Annotated in this window: 1 protein-coding gene; it reads left to right on the forward strand. The window is 55.0% G+C overall.

Annotated features, from left to right (window positions below):
• On the forward strand, positions 1-241 hold a 241-nt coding region (locus AC1RPW_RS07595; protein WP_481769381.1), incomplete at its 5' end, for a DUF7448 domain-containing protein.
• Positions 242-280 lie beyond the last annotated feature (39 nt).

Genomic DNA, 280 nt, shown 5'->3' on the forward strand with positions numbered 1-280 from the left:
GGTATACATCGAGTCGGTAACTGGGGACGTGAACGACCTGATCGGGACACCTATTCTCATGGCCGAGGAAGTTAGCGATACCGACTTTCCGCCTCCGGCTGGCGAGTACGTCGATTCGTATACGTGGACGTTCTACAAGCTCGCGACCATCCGAGGCTACGTGGATATCCGATGGCTGGGCCAAAGTAACGGCTACTATTCGGAGTCTGTCAACTTCGAACACGTGAACGCAGGCAAATGAAACTGATCGAGGCTCGGGGCCTTGTGCCACGCATAGAGA

Source organism: Dellaglioa sp. CoH-55-MRSF-8 (assembly GCF_056782195.1).